The organism is Marinicrinis sediminis (assembly GCF_042685085.1).
Classification (GTDB): domain Bacteria; phylum Bacillota; class Bacilli; order Paenibacillales; family KCTC-33676; genus Marinicrinis; species Marinicrinis sediminis.
Window position 1 is genome coordinate 62,825 of record NZ_JBHUMM010000013.1, and the last position, 16,905, is coordinate 79,729.

General features: G+C 49.5%; 15 protein-coding genes and 1 pseudogene. 1 reads left to right on the top strand and 15 read right to left on the bottom strand.

The window, feature by feature from the left end; translation table 11 throughout:
- Window positions 1–63: 63 nt before the first annotated feature.
- From yhbY to ACFSUC_RS08370, 11 genes are all read right to left on the bottom strand, one after another.
- The gene (yhbY, locus tag ACFSUC_RS08320; protein WP_379929084.1) at window positions 64–354 is read right to left on the bottom strand and encodes a ribosome assembly RNA-binding protein YhbY; all 291 of its coding nucleotides are present in this window, start codon (window positions 352–354) and stop codon (window positions 64–66) included.
- A 15-nt stretch (window positions 355–369) separates the two neighbouring features.
- The gene (gene aroE / locus ACFSUC_RS08325) at window positions 370–1,233 is read right to left on the bottom strand and encodes a shikimate dehydrogenase (RefSeq protein WP_379929085.1); all 864 of its coding nucleotides are present in this window, start codon (window positions 1,231–1,233) and stop codon (window positions 370–372) included.
- A 21-nt stretch (window positions 1,234–1,254) separates the two neighbouring features.
- A complete protein-coding gene (yqeH, locus tag ACFSUC_RS08330; RefSeq protein ID WP_379929098.1) occupies window positions 1,255–2,376 on the bottom strand; it encodes a ribosome biogenesis GTPase YqeH in 1,122 nt (373 codons plus the stop codon).
- A gap of 5 nt (window positions 2,377–2,381) precedes the next feature.
- A complete protein-coding gene (locus ACFSUC_RS08335; protein WP_379929086.1) occupies window positions 2,382–2,906 on the bottom strand; it encodes a YqeG family HAD IIIA-type phosphatase in 525 nt (174 codons plus the stop codon).
- Window positions 2,907–3,018: 112 nt separating this feature from the next.
- A complete protein-coding gene (locus ACFSUC_RS08340; protein ID WP_379929087.1) occupies window positions 3,019–5,289 on the bottom strand; it encodes a transglutaminase TgpA family protein in 2,271 nt (756 codons plus the stop codon).
- A complete protein-coding gene (locus ACFSUC_RS08345) occupies window positions 5,286–6,533 on the bottom strand; it encodes a DUF58 domain-containing protein (protein ID WP_379929088.1) in 1,248 nt (415 codons plus the stop codon). Before ACFSUC_RS08345 ends, ACFSUC_RS08340 begins: the two co-directional genes overlap by 4 nt.
- 3 nt (window positions 6,534–6,536) lie before the next feature.
- Window positions 6,537–7,481 (bottom strand): AAA family ATPase, encoded by a 945-nt coding sequence (locus tag ACFSUC_RS08350; protein WP_379929089.1) that lies wholly within the window; start codon window positions 7,479–7,481, stop codon window positions 6,537–6,539.
- 381 nt (window positions 7,482–7,862) lie between these two features.
- Window positions 7,863–8,213 carry a stage V sporulation protein AE gene (gene spoVAE, locus ACFSUC_RS08355; protein ID WP_379929090.1) on the bottom strand — a complete coding sequence of 117 codons (351 nt, stop codon included), beginning with the start codon at window positions 8,211–8,213 and terminating at the stop codon, window positions 7,863–7,865.
- Window positions 8,210–9,229, bottom strand: coding sequence for a stage V sporulation protein AD (gene spoVAD, locus ACFSUC_RS08360; protein WP_379929091.1), 1,020 nt, complete (start codon window positions 9,227–9,229; stop codon window positions 8,210–8,212). Before spoVAD ends, spoVAE begins: the two co-directional genes overlap by 4 nt.
- Entirely contained in the window at window positions 9,229–9,717 is a 489-nt protein-coding gene (gene spoVAC / locus ACFSUC_RS08365; RefSeq protein ID WP_379929092.1) for a stage V sporulation protein AC, read from the bottom strand. The genes spoVAD and spoVAC overlap by 1 nt, the downstream gene beginning before the upstream one ends.
- Entirely contained in the window at window positions 9,714–10,460 is a 747-nt protein-coding gene (locus tag ACFSUC_RS08370) for a DUF421 domain-containing protein (protein ID WP_379929093.1), read from the bottom strand. Before ACFSUC_RS08370 ends, spoVAC begins: the two co-directional genes overlap by 4 nt.
- A 231-nt stretch (window positions 10,461–10,691) precedes the next feature.
- Between ACFSUC_RS08370 and ACFSUC_RS08375 the strand changes: the two genes are divergently transcribed.
- Complete coding sequence (locus ACFSUC_RS08375; RefSeq protein ID WP_379929094.1) at window positions 10,692–12,155, top strand: CAP-associated domain-containing protein; 1,464 nt, start codon at window positions 10,692–10,694, stop codon at window positions 12,153–12,155.
- Window positions 12,156–12,314: 159 nt separating this feature from the next.
- On the opposite strand, the gene ACFSUC_RS08380 is transcribed toward ACFSUC_RS08375, so the two are convergent.
- The 4 genes and pseudogenes from ACFSUC_RS08380 to ACFSUC_RS08395 form a co-directional block, all read right to left on the bottom strand.
- Window positions 12,315–13,142, bottom strand: a complete 828-nt coding sequence (locus tag ACFSUC_RS08380; RefSeq protein ID WP_379929095.1) for a sugar phosphate isomerase/epimerase family protein — start codon at window positions 13,140–13,142, stop codon at window positions 12,315–12,317.
- Between the two features lie 53 nt (window positions 13,143–13,195).
- Entirely contained in the window at window positions 13,196–15,343 is a 2,148-nt protein-coding gene (locus ACFSUC_RS08385) for a TaqI-like C-terminal specificity domain-containing protein (RefSeq protein ID WP_379929096.1), read from the bottom strand.
- Window positions 15,344–15,504: 161 nt separating this feature from the next.
- Window positions 15,505–15,885: pseudogene (locus ACFSUC_RS08390) on the bottom strand (sigma-70 family RNA polymerase sigma factor); the annotation flags it as partial.
- Between the two features lie 50 nt (window positions 15,886–15,935).
- Complete coding sequence (locus ACFSUC_RS08395) at window positions 15,936–16,838, bottom strand: AbiTii domain-containing protein (protein ID WP_379929097.1); 903 nt, start codon at window positions 16,836–16,838, stop codon at window positions 15,936–15,938.
- Window positions 16,839–16,905 lie beyond the last annotated feature (67 nt).

Sequence of the window (16,905 nt, forward strand, 5' to 3'; positions counted from 1 at the left end):
ATGATGCTGCTGCATGATCTCCTGCCGGTCTATCGGCACAGCAGGACGCAAGACAGACGAGACTTAAGGCAATTCAATGGTCTTGTGATCCTTCGACTCCTTGTACAACACGATCACTTTCCCGATGACCTGCACGAGTTCCGCACCTGCACCTGTAGCAAGTTCACGGGCAATCTCATCCCGGTCATCGAAATTGTTGTTCAGAATTTGAATTTTGATCAGTTCTCTTGTCTCAATGGCTTCCTGAATATGTTTGATCAAATGATCATTGACTCCGCCTTTGCCGACTTGAAAAATCGGATTCAGATGATGGGCCAGTGAGCGCAGATGTCTTTTTTGCTTTCCTGTTAACATGTTTGTCCCTCTATTCTATCGCTTGTTTTCTTCTAAGGCTTGTACCACGACAGCTCGCATTTCTTCCACCGGAGCCTGCTGTCCAGTCCAATATTCAAAGGCATATGCCCCTTGATAAATAAACATCCCCAGACCGCCATGCACTGTGCAGCCGACTTCCACTGCTTCGTGCAGCATGCGGGTGCGAATCGGATTGTAGATCAGATCACTGACGACCAGATTCGGGTGCAGCCAATCTTTGGATACGGGGGTTTGCGCGACATTGGGATGCATGCCAATTGGCGTATTGTTCACAAGCAGGCTGGACTGAGGCAACAGGTCTTTCAAGTCATCCAGATGCACACCTTCCATCGGGGCATGCGACTGCAACTGCGCAGCCAGCTCCTCAGCCTTCTCGCGGGTGCGGTTCACAATCCAGATCTTGGCGGGCTGTTCCTGCGCCAGGGCATGAACGACCCCTCTCGCCGCTCCGCCTGCACCGATCATGACGATCTCCTTGCCGGCCAGTGCAATGCCCGTTTCTTCTTTCAAGGATCGTACATATCCGATGCCATCTGTATTATACCCCAACAACCGGCCATTTTCGTTGACAATCGTATTGACCGCTCCAATGACCCGAGCCGCCTCGTCGATTTCGTCCAGATACGGCATCACGTCTACCTTATGGGGGATGGTAACATTGACCCCTTTATAATCGAGTGCACGAATGCCTGCGACCGCATCTCCCAATTGTCCGGCCGAAATATGAAAGGCTCCGTACACGCCGTTGTAGCCTGTCACTTCAAACGCCCGATTCATCATAACGGGCGATTTGGAATGCTTGACAGGGTCGCCAAACACGCCAAAAAATCGCGTATCCTGATCTCCTAAAAACTGCAATCTCCCGTTCCCCTTTCCACGTCAGATGATCGATGGACGCACCGATACCTTGACACCTTTTGGCACTTGTACTTCCATGATCGCACCTTGATCACTGTTCACCTTGATCCACCCTAGTCCCGAGATGGAAATATCCATCTTCTCTCCTCTGGCGATTTTTAATGTATGCTTGCTGAAGTCAGGCAGTTGAGCCAGCCCTTCTTCATTGGGCGGGGCCAGCATCTTGCCCCGGTGCTCTGCATACAACTCATCAGCCTTTTCCCTCTTGGTGCGATGGATCGGGATCGCATTGGAATGATAGATGGTGAACGATTGTCTCTCTCCCTGCACAAAATCCACTCTGGCAAAACTGCCAAAAAAGAGCGTCTGCCCCTCATTGAGCTGATAAACAGCCGGCTTGATCGGTTTCTGGGGCAGCAGGCTCTGCAAGTCCCTTTTGTGAACCATTTCAGTCAGTCGATGATGATACACAATACCCGGCGTGTCGATGATCGAAGCATTTCGTTCAAGCGGGATCTTGACCACGTCCAGTGTCGTGCCTGGATATTGGGAAATGGTCAGTTCCTCGTCCAGATCACTGTAATCGCGAATCAAGCGGTTAATGACAGATGATTTTCCGACATTGGTCGCACCCACCACATAAACATCCCGGCCTTGACGATGATCTTGGATGGCCTCAATCAAATAATCAAATCCCAGGTTTTTCTTCGCACTCAAAATCACGACATCGACAGGGCGAATGCCGTATTGCTTCGCTTGATGCTGCACCCAGTTGATCACTTTATTGACATTCGTGACCTTCGGCAGCAAATCGAGCTTGTTGATCGCGAGAATGACCGGATTTTGTCCGACAAAACGCGGCAAGCCCTGAATCAAACTGCCCTCAAAGTCGAATATATCAATAATATTGACGACCAGGCTGTTCGTCGTCCCAATTTCATTCAATATCCGCAGGAAGTCATTTTCATTCAGTACGGCATCCGATGCCTCATTATAATGCTTGATCCGGTAACAACGCTGACAGATCGCCGTCCCTTTCTCAGCCGCCTGGCGGGGCAGGTACCCCAGTTCCTGAGGATCTGTATGCTGGAGTTTCACTCCGCAGCCGCTGCATTGTTCTCTAAGCTGTTCACGTATATCCATTTCGGTCATTTATTCTTATCCTCCCAGTGCATGCCCCTACTTCTTAGCCTTCCATGGATCAATTTTTCTAAACGTCGATTCACCCGCGTCCCAAATCCCTCTCCAATCATAGAAACGGGATTGACCAATATCGTATACAATCCGATTCGATTGCCTCCGAACACATCCGTGAGCAACTGATCTCCAATCATCATCGTCTCCTTCGGAGAGCTTCCGAGCTGATTCAATGCTTTACGAAAGGCGCCGCCAAGCGGCTTGCGGGCTTTATGAATAAACGGCAGCTTCAGGGGCATGGCGAATTCAGACACACGGGTCTCGCGATTGTTGGAGACTATGACCACCTTGAAGCCCGCATCCTGAAGTTCCTTGAGCCATGTCAACAGCTTGGGTGTGGCCAGTGGATCGCGCGCGCCCACCAAAGTATTGTCCAAGTCCGTAATGATCGAGCGATATCCTTTTTGCCAAAGTTCCTGCAGCGGAATGTCAAATACCGAATCGACCTTCAGCTGCGGAATAAATTTCTTCCACATTCAACCGTCACCTCTATTGCTTTATACGTTCAAACTATATCATATCTATCCAATTTCGTGCAAAAGAAGAAGGAATGCCTCGCATTCCTTCTGTCACAATTCATCTATTCCATTATGAAGCCTTTTCTTTCATTGCATGCTGCAGGTGTTCCACTTTGCTCAGCGCCTCCTGCCATTCCGCATCCTGCAAGGCCACGTTCGAGTATTTCGCTTTCTCAAACAAGCGGTACAGATGCTGAAGCGGTTCACGCAAATCTCCGCGCTGCTCGCCGACCCGGCGCACCCATTCCTTGACGGTGTCGCTTGGTAGTGTTGGAAATCCGTGTCGTTCCCCATATCGCATCAGTTTTTCTACTTCATATACAATGCGATATTGCGGTTCGTCCAGCTTGTTCTTTTTCTGCTTGCGCGCGCGTAACCAGGCAAACGGCACATCCCATCTGTACAGCAGATACCCGATTAGTGCCATTCCCAGCAGCACCACGCTCCACACACTGATCCACAGCCAAGAAACGGAGGAACGATCTCCGTTTTTCTTGTCGTCCTTATCATCTGTCTGATCAGTCGCATCCGGTACAGCAGGCTGTTGGGTGGCATCAGGCAGTTCCTTGTACAGCGTTGGCAACGAGAACTGGGCGGTCGGCTCAAACGGAATCCAGCCGAATCCTTCGAAGTATACCTCAACCCACGAATGGGCATCGGAATTCAGTACGGTAAATTCGCCGCCTTCTTGTTCCATCACGGCGTATTCCTCCGGTACCCCGATAAACGGGCCGGTTTGTTGCTGAAAGCCGGACGTATAGCCTTTCACCCATCGAGCCGGAATATCCAGGCTTCGAACGAGGACGGCCATGGAGGTCGAATAGTAATCACAGTATCCTTCCTGCACTTCAAATAGAAAAGCATCGACAAAATCGTCGCTGACGGCCTTGCTTGTATCCGGTTGATTCGTATAAGGAAAACTTTGTTTTAAATACGACTCGATTTGTTTCACCTTGTCATAGTCGTTGGTTTCATTCGCCGTGATCGATTGCGCCAGTTCACGCACTCTGGCAGGCAAATCTTCCGGCAATTGCAGATATTCCGCCATGTCGCCCGTGCTTCCAGCCTGCGTATTCACCGTTGACTCTCTGAGCAGCGGTTCGTCCACTATCGGGATTTGGGACGTTAGCTGATAGACGACCGGATAGCTTTTATCCCTGGACAGCGGTGTCCAGTGCAAAGACTGATCCTTCTCTGAAACAGACACATGATCGAGACGATTCTGGTATCCGTCCAGGTTGCCAACCTGGCTGATCTGATAGGAACCGAACAGAACCGGATATTCATCATCCTTCAGCATCGTAATGGTGTAATTGCTCTTTTTCGTTTCCAGTTCGGTCGTTTCTGATGAACGGGTCGGCAACGTTTGACCTGTCGTATATTCCCTCAGGGAGAGAAGCTGCTCGGTGGTAGAAGGGATCCATCCATCCCCTGTATACGTAGAACGAGTTTCCCCACGCCAGTAGCTTTTCTCATCTGTTTCTACCTTAAAGACCGGAGAATGGTCATATTCAAAACCCCCGCCGAGCTCGGAATCATCTCTGGAATAACCGGAACGAGAGCCCCCAGCGTCTGCATTCACTTCTTTTGGACCTGTTGGCTTTCCTAGCTTGATCACTTCCTTGCCTCGCCAGGACTGGAAAGCGGTATACGGGTCTGTTATCGCAGGTTTAACCGTCGGCGTAAACACCGAGGCCAATATCACAATCAGCAGCAGCAAGGCAATGCGGGTCATCAATTGTGCCGGATATTCAATCAGCGAGTTCCAGCCTTGCGGATGACGTTGTCTAAATTGTCGGAAGTGCATCCACATGATCAGCAGCAGCGCACTCATCACCATAAAAAAGACCTGATCCCACAAATAAATACGTGTAAAGGAATCCGTGATGCTGAAGATGACAATGCTGAACATCAACGCAGCGAATACATGACCCTTCGTCCTGGACCAGGTCATAAGCGCGAGAAACAGCGCTCCAACCAAAAAACTATAAAGCAGATAGGTCCAGAACAGCATTTCGCTGGTTGTACTTCCCCACTGCAGCAAGCCGGTTTTCAGTCGCAAAATAGTGCCCGGATTGAGCTGTGCTGTATACAGGTACACGAAACCGGTAAGCGCCGCATATTGAAGCAGGGCGCGAAACCAGACTGATCCGATAATCATAAATTGCAAACTGGCAGCAACCAGCAGCGAGCCGGTCAAGAGCGTAATGGTTTCAGGCAGCAAATACGTATCATTCTGAAAGGTCAGGTTGGAGAGCAAGATCAGGTATTGATAGGCAAATACGGCCCAGCAAACCGATTTGATTCTCCAGTCCCAATCTTTCCACCATCGTTTGATCATGCCAGTCTCCCTCCCATCACGAGCGGAAGTTCCTCGAGGCTGCGAATGCGATATGCCAGCATGCCCTCGGCTTGCAGCTTGGCGTGAAAGCTCGATGCAGCTGCTTCATTACCCTCTTCCAGCAGCACGTAGCAGACGGTCGCCTGCCTGTGCTGCATATAGCGTAGTGCTTCATGCATACGCTCATCCGTACGCCCAGATACGACCACACAGAGGGAATGGGCCAGCAACGGATCGGCCAGCCCCTTTACCGTCAAAGCAAAATCCGGCCCAGGTTCCAGCGTTACATCGATCAGTTTCTCCAGCATTTGATCGAAATGATGGGCGCCTTTTGAAAAAGAAACTGCCTGCTGTTGAGTCTGCGTATCGCTCATCAATTGCAAATGGGTATGCATCTGTTGTCGGTTGACATATTTCAGTATCGAGGCCACGACAGAAACGCCTCTTTCAAACTGCCGGGCATGCGTGTAGGATTTCGATTGCTGATCCAGACATAGCAGGACACGCGGCATGGACTCTTTCTCATACTCCTTGGATTTCCAACTGCCCGTTCGTGCACTTGCATTCCAATGAATACGTGACAGGCGGTCGCCATAGACATAGTCCCGAACCCCGTCAATTTGCGTCGTTTCCTTCAGCATCATCGTAGAGGCCGCTTGATGCCGATACCCTCTGCCACGCTCTTCAGGCAATTTCCAGGCAGGGATACTGATCATCCTTGGCACCACGCGCAAACCCTGCTCGATCACAACTTTTCCCTGATGCTCCATATACCCGAACAGATCCTCTGTGGAGCATATCGTTTCGCCAAATACATACCGTCCCCGCTTCAGTGGCGGTGTGACATATTGCAAATGCCCTCTTCGCTTCCAGTCGGGCACAATGGAGGTTTCGAAGGCATAGCGCTCTCCATTTTTTGAGCGGAGTTCATCCTTGACCAGCACATACAGCACCGGCCACACCCCTGGCAGCACCATGTCCATCTCCACCTTCACACTTGTACCGGCCGGAATGACGGGTTCCTTGGCCTCTGTAGCCACTAGCCTGCGTTTCAACTGGACATCCTGAATGCCGCTCCATCTCCCGGATAGGATATAGCCACTCAGAATGGTCACAATCATCAGCAGCATAAGCGAAAGCTTGCCACCCTGAAACAGGACAAATAGGAAGCTGCAAAGCCATATCCCTGCCAGAAGCAGCATTCGTCTAACCTCAATTTTAGAGTACCATGCTATCCCGCGCATGGATTATTGCTCCATTCGGATGGGAGGACGCACCTGCTCGACCACACTTTGCAGCACAGAAGCCTGAGACTGTCCATTATAAATCGCCTCTGTATGTAAAATGAGCCGATGAGCCAACACATACGATGACAGATCCTTGATATCATCCGGGATGACGTAGCTTCGCCCCTGCAACATGGCATAGGCCTTGGAAGCATGAATTAAAGCCAGCGAGGCGCGCGGACTGGCCCCCAGCTTGATATCCGCATGCTCTCTCGTCTTGCGAACCATTTGCACCGCGTATTCCATCACGGCGTCATCCATATGAATGTCGTACACCTGACGCTGCAACTGCACCATCGTCTCCATATCCGTCACCGGCTGAAGCGTTTCGATCGGGTGTCCAGATTTCTGGCTCGTAACCATGTCTAGCTCAGTGCGATGATCCGGATACCCGAGACTGAGTTTGAACATGAAGCGATCCAGCTGAGCTTCAGGCAGCATGTAAGTGCCTTCAAAATCAACTGAATTTTGAGTAGCCAGCATGATAAACGGCTTCGGAAGCCTGTAAAGCTCCCCGTCCACACTGACCTGGCGCTCTTCCATTGCTTCGAGAAGGGCGGACTGTGTTTTCGTCGTTGCGCGGTTGATTTCGTCTACAAGCAATATATTCGTCATGACTGGCCCTGGCTTGAACACAAACGATTCTGTTTTCGGATGATAGATGGACACGCCCGTCACATCAGACGGCAGCAAGTCCGGATTACACTGAATACGGTGAAAATCACCCTGTACAGTCTTGGCAAGCGCCTTGATCAGCACGGTTTTCCCCGTACCGGGCACATCCTCCAGCAAAACGTGGCCTTCCGCCAGCATCGCCGTTAATATCCATTCTACTTCTCTTCTTTTTCCCAAAATACACTTCGAAACATTGTCTACAATTTGTTGTAGCACTTCCCCCTGAACCATTGCATCTAGCCTCCCATGAAATCGCCCTGTCCGGCAGTAATCATCCAACATTGGTATAATCGTGAAAAGTTGTGTCTGTATCGCGAGTGTAGTGGAAATCTAATTCAATAGTATCGGAAATCACTTTTTTAGACAACCTTGAAAACGTTTGAATCTCCTATTTCATGAACTGCCAGAATCTCTAGTCGCAACCTCATTTGTTTCACCGTTCACAATGGATACATAGCCAAAATGCCAAGTTTCTGGTGTTACCTAAATTTCTGGTGTAAACCAGGGTCTAATAATGATAGAAGAAAAACCGGAACATGGAAAATAAAAAAGCCTGCTCCAATAGCAGACTTTGCAGCAGACTTGCAACAACGAAAAATCGATTGGGACCTCTCAACCTTTGGGTTTAAAGATCAGCGCAGCGAGAAAGGAGAAGATAATGGCCGCGGAGATCCCGACACTTGTCATTTCCAGCAAGCCGGACATAATGCCGATCCATCCTTCGCGGTCGGATTCTGTCAAAGCGCCATGTACCAGCGCATTCCCGAAGCTGGTAATCGGTACGGTCGCCCCCGCCCCAGCAAATTCGATAAAAGGATCATACCACCCGATGCCGTCCAGAATGGCTCCGAACACAACCAGGCTGCTCATCGTATGTGCCGGGGTCAGCTTCAGGATATCGAACATGATCTGTCCAACGACACAAATGCCACCCCCGATAAGGAATGCCCATAGATAAATCATGTCGTCCCTCCTTTGTGCTCAATGGAAACCGCATGGGCAATGCACGGAATGCTCTCCCCCTGCTGGTAAGAAACCGGAGACAGCAGCGCACCTGTTGCCACAACCAATATTTTGCGCAGCTCGCCCTCTTTCATTTTCTTGAGCAGATGGGCGTATGTCACGACACCGGAGCAGGCGCATCCGCTTCCCCCGCTTTGAACGGATTGGGTTTCCCGGTCAAAAATCATCAATCCGCAGTCATCAAATACTGTCGAGGCCATGGAGATGTTTTTTTCTTGAAACAATTCCAGTGCGATGTCTTTGCCAACAGTAGCCAGATCGCCCGTGACGATGAGATCATAATAGGAAGGGTCACGATTCAGATCCTTCAGGTGGGCTTGTATCGTATTTACCGCGGCCGGGGCCATCGCAGCACCCATATTGAATGGATCTGTAATGCCCAGATCCAGCACCTTTCCAATCGTTGCCGAGGTCACCACCGGCCCCACCCCTCCTGCCCGTACGATCGAGGCAGCCGCTCCCGTTACCGTAAACTGCGCGGTAGGCGGCTTTTGAGAGCCGTATTCCGTCGGGTAACGGAACTGTTTCTCGGCGCTGCAATTGTGACTGCACGTGCCAGCCAGCACCGTATTGGCAGCCCCGCTGTTGACCATCAGTGCAGCCAGTGCGAGGCTTTCCATGGAAGTGGAGCACGCTCCGAATACGCCGATATAAGGAATGGACAACTCTCTGGCTGCAAAGCTGCTGCTGATAATCTGGTTCATCAGGTCTCCGCCTACATAAAATTCCACCTGTCCCTTCGACAGATTTCCCTTCTTGACTGCAAGGCGGGCGGCCTCTTCCATCATTTTCCGTTCTGCTTTCTCCCAGCTGCTCTCCTCCAGCATCATATCTTCATGAATGATATCGAAATCACCAGCAATGGGGCCTTTGCCCTCCTCTGGACCGACGACCGTGGCGGTCGATACAATCACCGGCTTGCGTTCAAATATCCAGCTTTGCTCTCCTTGCAGCATTAAGCATCCCCTCCGACCAGCTTGACAATCATACGAACGAGCCCGACAAAAAAGGCCGCGACCACCCCATATACGATAACAGGGCCAGCGAGTTTGAACATATTGCCGCCTACCCCGAGCACCAGACCCTCAGACCGATACTCCAGTGCCGAGGAGCACATCGTGTTGGCAAATCCCGTTACAGGGACCGCGGAGCCTGCGCCGGCCCATTGCCCGATCTTGTCATAAACGCCCAGACTGGTCAGGATAACGGCGATCAAGATCAGAACCGCAACGGTCGGGTCTCCTGCCTTCTCCTGATCATAATTGAAAATATGGACAAACATATCCTGAATCGCTTGACCGACCAGACAGATCCCCCCACCGACCAGAAAAGCACGCAGACAGTTCTGCACAACCGGACGTTTGGGTTCCTTTTCCTTCGCAAGTTGCTGATATTTTTTTTGTGCAGGGGTTTGATTGGGGGTCTGCTTGTTTGCTTGGCTCATCCGCCTTCCTCCTCTATGATGGCATGTTGTGATTGATGTTGATTATCGCTTCTCTGCCTGTCCTTGTATGCATCTACGTACAACGTATTATGCTCATCCACCTGGGCCAAATACACATCTTCAAGTGCAAGATTCCGTCTGGACAACACCCGATACAGCCACATCTCGCTCAGTCCTGCCCGTTGAAGCGGCTCCTTCATCAAAGTTCCGTCCATGACAATCGTTTGCGGCTCACACTGGTAACTGGTCTGATCCTCCAGCTTCATCTCCTGGCGTGTTACCGGTCTGCGTTCTTCCTTCAGCAGAACGGACAGGTTCCCGGAGGATTCCAGCACCGCAAATTCTACATCCGCTACCCGAAATGCATTTTTGCTGCGCAGCTGTTCCAGCAGCTCGTCCGAGCTGTATCGAACCTTCAACAGATTTTTCTCCAGAATTTCCCCGTGACGAATGAGCACCACCCCTTTGCCTTCCACGACATCCCTGAACCATTTCGATTTGAGCGCCGCATATTCCACGGCGAGAGAGATGACAACCCATACGGCGAGGGCCAGGATGCCCAGCACCCAGTTGGACTCCACATCGAGCGATATATACGCAGCCAGACCACCAATGGTAATCCCGGTAATGTATTCAAAATAAGTAAGCTGTGAGATTTGCCGATTGCCTAACAAACGGGTAAAGACAAATAAGGTCATTACCGCTAAAATGGAACGGACAACAATCATGATCCAGTCTGGCATGATACAGGAGCCCTCCTGAGAAAAGCACCGTTTTTCCCATTATTCGCTTCTTGAGGAGCAAATATGAACGAGTCCGGTTGGTATAAATTGGTTGTCCAGATCTCACAAAGCCGTCACATTTGTGAAAAAACGACCGCAATCCTGGAGGCCTCCGCATCGAATTCATCTATGATGCGTATACATGTACAAACCCACAACGATATGCAGAAGTCAGTATAAGGGAGCGATGAGATGAAGAAAAAGCTGCTATTATTTGTCCTTGTATTTGTCGTTGGCCTTTCTGCCATTCCTGTATATTCCAATGAAGGCACCTTTTCAGACACAGGCCGCCACTGGTCCAATGAAACCTTGCTATGGGCCAAAAACCGCGAGATGGTGAGCGGATATCCAGACGGAACCTTCAAGCCGAATCAGCAGGTCAGTGAGGCTGAGTTCGTCACGCTGCTTTATCGCGCACTCGGGCTCACACCCCAAAAGAGTTCACAAAGCCACTGGGCCGACCCTTACTATGACATCGCTGAGGATCTCCATTATCCGTATCCAGGGATTCAACAAACATCTGTCCGAAAACGCAGCCTGAATCGGGAAGAAGTAGCCGAAATTCTCGCATGGGCGGACGGTCAGCCCCTTACAGATGATAAAGCCATCCAGTATATTCTGGATCAGGGCTACAGTGTCGGAAAAACATCCGCCACCGTAAAGGGCTTTCAGGGAAGCGATTCCCTGACGCGGGCTGAATCGGTACAGTTTATCAAGAATACGCTTGATGCGGGCATGTCCAAGCTGACCGCGCTGAAAGCGAACGCACTGCCGGATGATGTCATGAAGACCATCGTCAAAGAAAACGCCATTAACGGCATTACGATCGGGGATACCCAAGAATACGTACTGGAAACATGGGGACCTCCTGCGCGCAAAGACCCGAGTAAATATGGCTTCACCTGGTATGTATACAATCAGTCCTATCTTGATTTTGCGATGATCGGCATGCAAAATGACAAGGTCGTGGCCCTCTTCACCAACGCCGACAACTGGACAACGGCCAGAGAATTAAGTACGACGGATCAGGAACGATCTGTGAAAATCCTGTATGGCAATCCGATCGATTCCATTTTGAAAGGGAATACCTACTTCATGCTGAATCATGCCCCGGAAGAGGCGGCGGTTTACAAGGAAGGCGGACAGTACGTCACATTCTATTACGACACGCATGAAAACGGACGTATCATGGGCGTGCAATTTATGGATGAGAAGATTGAAGACAAACTAAGCAGCTTCTATGGTCAGGGGAGCAGTCAGCTTGAAATTGCCTATGAAAAACAAATCTTCGATCTTGTCAATGTGGAGCGGGTAGAACGGGGACTTCCGGCCTTTCAATATGATACAAAAGCCCAGCAATCTTCACGTAAACACAGCACAGACATGGGGGAAGAAGACTATTTTGACCACATGAACTTGAAGGGTGAGAGTCCGTTTGATCGCATGAAAGCGGAAGGCATCCGTTATCGGCTGGCAGCGGAAAATATCGCAGCCGGACAATCCGATGCCATCTATGCGCATATGGACTGGATGAATTCACTCGGTCACCGCCAGAATCTGCTAGGGAAGACCACCCGCCTGGGTGTCGGGGTGCAATTTATTTCCGGCAGTGATTACAAGGTCTACTACACCCAAAATTTCTATACACCACTCTAGTAGCCTAAGCATGACAAAATGACAAAAAGGAGCTGTCCCAAAAGATCCTGGATCTGGCGGAACGGCTCCTTTTTATTTGATGCTTACAAATTTACAATGATACAGACAGATATACAATGATTCAGACAAATTCACAATCTGAATCGGTCTCTGATCGAATTACAAGTCAAGCTTCCGTTCCTGCTCACGAATGAAATGGGCAGCCTGACGATATTGTTCCCTCGACGGGAGGTGTTCCAGAATGAGTGGGGTGTCAGGGTGAAGCTTGCGCAACTCGCTCAGGAATACGCGGTAATCCAGCCCACCCTGACCTGGCATGACTTCATCCAGATGAACAGTCAGTTGTCCGCTGAGTACGATATCCTTCGCGTGGGCATTTAGAATGTACGGCCCCAGTCTCTGCATGAAATCCTGGATGATCTCCCCATTTCGAAAGTAATCCCTTGGACTGTTGATCATATTGACCGGATCGACATGCACCCCGAACGCCGGGCGGTCTACGGCCTTTATCAGCTCCAGATAGGTATCCGCACTGTCCGGGAAAATCCAGGGCATCGTTTCCAGTGTATAGAACGTATGTCTGGGCTTCACCGCATCGATAATTTCCCTGACAGACTCGACGATCTCCTCAAAGGTTTCCCTGGAAAAATTGTCTGCATGCGGGCCATCCCACTGTGCGGCGCGTGATCCGGCAATGTTGACACAGCATCTCGCACCGATGCGCTCCGCCAGCTCAAGCTGTTTCTTGCACGTCTCCAGTGCTTCTTTTCTCACCTGTTCATCGCGACTAATCGGATTGCTCCACGCCCCTACCTCTGCAATCATCAGATCAACGTCAGCAGCCCGTCTCTGAATCTCTGCAACCAGAGCGGCATCCGCACGGTAGTCTATCGGACAGACAGCGGCACGATACCCGTCCTTCACATGAGCTTCTACCCAGCTTTTGGGTGTGAAATCTTCCAGCGTCAGTGCGGCTCCCAATCTCATTCACAACGCCTCCCCTACTTTGTTATAACTTGTTATCGATATCCATCTAACAATTATACCAAATCAGGGACCACATCCATATACTTGACGTTTGCATATTTTTGCAGTACAAGCTGTCTTTGACGATCTTCAAGCGCATACAAGCCGCAGACCAGACTGTCCAGCTCTTCATAGATTCCTGCCATCGTCGCCACGGAATCAGCGGCACGGATCTGATCGACAAGCGCAACAATCTGCTTATGCTGCTTCCTGGAGCAAGGAGGAATCGGGATGGATTCAATATGCTTGCGCAGTATTTTAACCGAATCAAATGCAGCAGCAAAATAAAACTGTGCGGCTCTGGCGTTCAGGATAGCCATGACATACTTCATGCTGTACCGCTTCAATCTCGGAATGACAATATTGGCGCTGTTCAGCGTCAATCGCTGCTGGTCGTCATAAGCAAAGATCAGGGATTTGTTAATAAACCGATAAATGAGCTTCTCCGGTGCGCGGTACAACTGCTCAGACGCCACTTGCTGAAAACGGGCGGCATCAAAATGCAAATAATTCCGCCCGGTCTTGCAACGGTATTTGAAAATATCCGCCCCTTTCAACACCGGCTCTGTTCCCGGGATTGGCTCATCCAGTACGAATTCACCATTGTTGCCCGTCACAATGCCCAGTGCAAACTCCGCTTGTCCTTTCAAATATTGAACGCCGGGGACGCCTTGCATTTGCTTGAGGATCGCTTCTTCTTCATCGGATGCCCGAATGTTGAGGACGGCAAAGTCATGAATTAAAAAACGGCGCTGTCTCACCTTGAAACAATGCGTCTGCTCCGATACCCGAATCTGATGCTCCTCCTCCTGCTTTCCCTTGCAGGCCGTCAATGTCATCACAGGCGTGGATACATGCTGAAAAGGCATCCCCATCAATTGAATATGCTGGATTTCAGAGCGCTCCAGCAGCCATTTTCTGGCGGAGGCATGGAGCTTGACATTCAGAAAGGATTCCGGAAGCACGTATGCCAAAATGCCGGATACCTTCAGCAAATCAAGCCCGGCTTCTATAAAGAGATCAAAAGATTCCAGCGCATTGCGGTCGGCAATGAGGAAGCTGTGGCGGTATTGCCTCATTTCCTCTTTCGTGAAGCTGTAGCCCCATGGTGGATTGCCGATGACGAGATCAAAAGACTGTGAGCCTTCAAACGGAAATACGGAATCATAATGCGCCAGCACATTTTTGCATTGCAGGTGCAGATTCTCGGTTTGAACCTCATAGTGCGCCAGCAGGCAAAGATTCACTCGGGCAAGCTGGATCGCAGTCGCATCTATATCATATCCGTACAGGCATTGCTCAAGCAGCAGCTGTTCGGCCTCGATTTCAGCAATTCCGTCCAGCATCCAGCGCTGTTTCAAGGTCAAAAACAGCTGAATGAGAAAATTGCCTGAACCGCTGCACGGGTCCACCATTTTGGGAGCAGGATATTCGAACCCTGATCGCGTCGCTTCCGCTGTCAACGTTTGAACAAGGTGACGAGGCGTATAATAGATTCCGCCTGATTTGCGATCTTTGAGCTGAGAGAGGCCCATATACACCAGACCGAGCAAATCATCCCCTTCCTGCCAAGGCACAGATTGCAGGGGAAGCCGCGCAAGCTCAGTGAATCGATCCGAATCGATGGTGGATGCGTTCTCCAACCATCCCGCAAACAAATCCTGATAGGGATGCAGGCATGCAGGCTCTCTGAGCGCCCGCTCCACGTAACTGCCGGAGGCAGGCAGACCAGCAGTTGAAACCAAGTCCTGATCATTTTCACTCGTCCAGCCCGTGAATCTGCTTCGCTTCACCATGAGACGAAGGGCAAGCTCGAAGAGAATTAGCGTCGGATACTCCGCTACCTTCCGTTTACTCGCGTGTGCCAGCAGCTTTTTGGCAAAGGAAGCTACTTTTGCCGAGCTCACGTAGTCGTCTGGTATTCGGGTTCCGTTCAACGCTTTTTTATTCCTTCTGCTTTTCAATTTCATTTCATGACCGGATATAATCTCGCCTTGCAGTTCTCGAATTTCCTGCAAATCGTAATACATGCGTCTGCCATGCTGAATGCGATATTTAATTTTCCCGGATTTCACCCAGTTTCGAACAGTACCGGTGGAAACAGACAGCATCCCGGCCGTTTCCTCCAGTGTGATATGATCCGGATGTATCCTTTCGTTCATGCCAAATCTCCCTTGTCTTTCTAGTTTGTCTTCTATTTTAGCATGAATAGGCAGAGATATGGCACGATTCGGAAGATTCGTCATAGCCAGACCACGATCCATTATGTTCTGAAACAAAAAAGAGACTGCACATCCCCGCAATCTCTTGACTTTCTACCCGATTATCTTCCCTGCTTGGTTTTGTAAAATTCATGGTATAACTTCATAAGCGCTCTCTTCTCAATGCGCGATACATACGATCTGGAAATGCCCAGTTCCTTGGCAATCTCGCGCTGTGTCCGCTCTTCGCCTCCCCGGTCCAGACCAAAACGTCCCCGCACCACTTCCTGCTCCCGTTCATCCAGAATGTGCAGGTTATTGTAGATTTTCGACTTCTCTATTTCCAGCTGAACCAGATCGACGACTTCATCGTTATCCGTTCCCAGAATATCGATCAGTGTAATTTCATTTCCCTCTTTATCCGTTCCGATCGGATCATGCAAAGATACATCCTTGCGTGTCTTTTTGAGCGAGCGCAGATGCATCAGGATCTCGATTCTAATGTCAAAAGGGTGCGTAGTCAAGCTTTAATGCTGACTCACTTGACACCTACTCAGCCCATTCCAAGATTGGATAATAAAGCAGAAATTTTCGTTTGGATTCCGGTTGCAACTAAACTTCCTGTTGTTCCTTCCGCGATGTTTCTTATTGATTTTAACGTCTCACGGATAATGTTGTTTTTGGGTTTAGGCGACTTTACTTGTGCTTCCAACACTTCAATTTCAGCGGAAAGCTCGTTTTTTATTTCTTGATTTTGAATTTCTTCATAAAGCCTTTTAACGTCACCTATTAAAGCGATAAGTTCTTCCTTACCAACCAGTGCCTCCACTTTTAATGACTGTATAGACTCAGTTGTGTTTTGTTGTAACTGGGAATTTATCATATTCCCAATGATATTAACAATACTACCCGCAGCTTTTTGCTTTTCCATTTCGGTAAAAGTCATCCCTTCCCCCAAAATATTCTGTTCCTCTAACTTCAATGTCCATTCTAATATGATGTTCCGAACTCTATCTACGATTCTTTGAAACTGTGAAGTAGGAATATGTAAAGAGACTTCAAAATCATAACCACTCATTTTCATTAAACTCAGTTGTACGTCCGACGGGAATTTGTACATTAACATACCCTTCCCTTGGGTTTCTCCCATTTTAATTTGTTCTTCAATTTCAGTAATGGGAGTGACAATAGGACGTTTTGAGATAAGTTTATTAGTTTCAGGCTGGAAATAAGCAGGTATGTATCCATGGTACGGGTTAAACGCTTTTATTTCTCCGTGGACTTCTCGATAGTCGGGTATATCCTTATTCCCCTTATAACCATTTAATTCGAGATTCGCCCAATCAGCAAATTCTGAAACCTGTAACTTTTTAGCTAATGTATATGCTTTTCTGAGTAAGCGGATTAACCCCCGAAAATTGGACAGAATCACTTTCAAACTAAGCCTGTCTGTCATTTTTAAAGTCTGACTTCCTTTGTGGTAACTTCGCCTAGCTGTTTACGTTTGTAAAAGTCCGCAGGAG

Coding starts and splice junctions, on each gene's coding strand:
- yhbY (WP_379929084.1), bottom strand. CDS start 354: ATGTTAACAGGAAAGCAAAAAAGACATCTGCGCTCACTGGCCCATCAT.
- yqeH (WP_379929098.1), bottom strand. CDS start 2,376: ATGGATATACGTGAACAGCTTAGAGAACAATGCAGCGGCTGCGGAGTG.
- ACFSUC_RS08335 (WP_379929086.1), bottom strand. CDS start 2,906: ATGTGGAAGAAATTTATTCCGCAGCTGAAGGTCGATTCGGTATTTGAC.
- ACFSUC_RS08340 (WP_379929087.1), bottom strand. CDS start 5,289: ATGATCAAACGATGGTGGAAAGATTGGGACTGGAGAATCAAATCGGTT.
- ACFSUC_RS08345 (WP_379929088.1), bottom strand. CDS start 6,533: ATGCGCGGGATAGCATGGTACTCTAAAATTGAGGTTAGACGAATGCTG.
- ACFSUC_RS08350 (WP_379929089.1), bottom strand. CDS start 7,481: ATGGTTCAGGGGGAAGTGCTACAACAAATTGTAGACAATGTTTCGAAG.
- spoVAE (WP_379929090.1), bottom strand. CDS start 8,213: ATGATTTATCTATGGGCATTCCTTATCGGGGGTGGCATTTGTGTCGTT.
- spoVAD (WP_379929091.1), bottom strand. CDS start 9,229: ATGCTGCAAGGAGAGCAAAGCTGGATATTTGAACGCAAGCCGGTGATT.
- spoVAC (WP_379929092.1), bottom strand. CDS start 9,717: ATGAGCCAAGCAAACAAGCAGACCCCCAATCAAACCCCTGCACAAAAA.
- ACFSUC_RS08370 (WP_379929093.1), bottom strand. CDS start 10,460: ATGCCAGACTGGATCATGATTGTTGTCCGTTCCATTTTAGCGGTAATG.
- ACFSUC_RS08375 (WP_379929094.1), top strand. CDS start 10,692: ATGAAGAAAAAGCTGCTATTATTTGTCCTTGTATTTGTCGTTGGCCTT.
- ACFSUC_RS08380 (WP_379929095.1), bottom strand. CDS start 13,142: ATGAGATTGGGAGCCGCACTGACGCTGGAAGATTTCACACCCAAAAGC.
- ACFSUC_RS08385 (WP_379929096.1), bottom strand. CDS start 15,343: ATGAACGAAAGGATACATCCGGATCATATCACACTGGAGGAAACGGCC.
- ACFSUC_RS08395 (WP_379929097.1), bottom strand. CDS start 16,838: ATGACAGACAGGCTTAGTTTGAAAGTGATTCTGTCCAATTTTCGGGGG.